We start from the raw sequence: 1,232 nt of genomic DNA, 5'->3' as shown, positions 1-1,232 counted from the left end.
GGCGATCGGCGTTGTGTTTGTACGGCATGGCACTCGGATCAAGCTGATTGCGATCCTGTTTGCCTATCGCCGAACCGCACCAATGACCGCAGTTCCTGAATATCACCTCTTCATCGACGATACCGGTAGCCGGGACCCCGATCATGAGCTCCCCCAAGAGCGCAAGGACGGCATGGACTGTTTCGGTTTGGGTGGTTTTCTGATCAGGCAGGAAGATATCGACGAGCTGAAAGCGCGGCACGCCGCATTCTGTGCCGCGCATGGGATCACCTACCCTCTTCACTCCCACAAAATTAGTTGCGGGCGCGGAGACTTCGGCTGGCTCAGGAACCCCGAAAAGGCGCGGATCTTCTTTCCGGAGCTTGACGTGTTCATCCTCGCGCTCCCCGTGATTGGGATTGCGGCCGTTATCGATCGGCCGGGATATGTCCTACGGTATAGCGAGAGATACAGAGAGCGGCTATGGCTGATGTGCAAAACCGCGTACTCGATCCTCATCGAGCGGGCGGCAAAGTTCGCCGATAGCCAGGGCCGCACCCTCCGGGTCTTTTTCGAGGCAAGCGGCAAACACGAAGACCGAAATCTGATTTCCTATGCCAAGGCGCTCAAAGCCGACGGGATGCCCTTCGCCGGCGAAGGCGCCAACGCCTACGGCGCCCTTCCTCCGGAGGAGTTTCGGCGGATCGTCAGGGGTGAGCCTAAGCGCCGGACAAAGGAGGCAGCGATGATGCAAGTCGCTGACCTGATGCTGTATCCCATGGCCAAGGGCGGTTACGATCCCACCTACAAGCCCTATACTGATCTGATGAAAGCGGGCAGGCTGATCGACGCTCATCTTCCTGAGGAAGACCGGCCTAACCTCGGCATCAAATACAGCTGCTTTAAATGAAAAAAGGTCCTTGCGAACCTTAATTCGTTTCGGCCAGCGCCTAGCGCTGACCCCGGAGCGTTGCTCTAATTACAAGGTAGTACACGTAAGGAGGATTTGCAAGGCGGCTGTCGGTTAGTGCAAATTCCGAGGCAATCCGCCCCCTGATTCCGAAATGATGTCGCCCCCCAATTCCGAGAAATAGTCGCCCCCTTGTCCGAGATGATGCCGCCCCTTTGAGGCATCTGGCAAGGGTGGTCTGCAGGTGTGAAGTTTCTTCCTTTGACGGGCGTTGGTGCATGGATCTGGACTTGAGCGGATCTGGATCTGTGATGGGGCTATCTATGTGGTCGGTCCATTGCGG

General features: G+C 57.1%; 1 protein-coding gene. It reads left to right on the top strand.

What is annotated here, in order from left to right:
* Nucleotides 1-82 precede the first annotated feature (82 nt).
* On the top strand, nt 83-889 hold the full coding sequence (locus FFR93_RS40410) for a DUF3800 domain-containing protein (protein ID WP_138397228.1): 807 nt from the start codon (nt 83-85) through the stop codon (nt 887-889).
* The last annotated feature ends 343 nt before the right edge of the window (nt 890-1,232 follow it).

The organism is Rhizobium sp. MHM7A (genome assembly GCF_005862215.1).
Classification (GTDB): Bacteria; Pseudomonadota; Alphaproteobacteria; order Rhizobiales; family Rhizobiaceae; genus Rhizobium; species Rhizobium bangladeshense.
The sequence above is the reverse complement of the archived record's forward strand: the minus strand, read 5'-3'. Positions and strand labels throughout refer to the sequence as shown.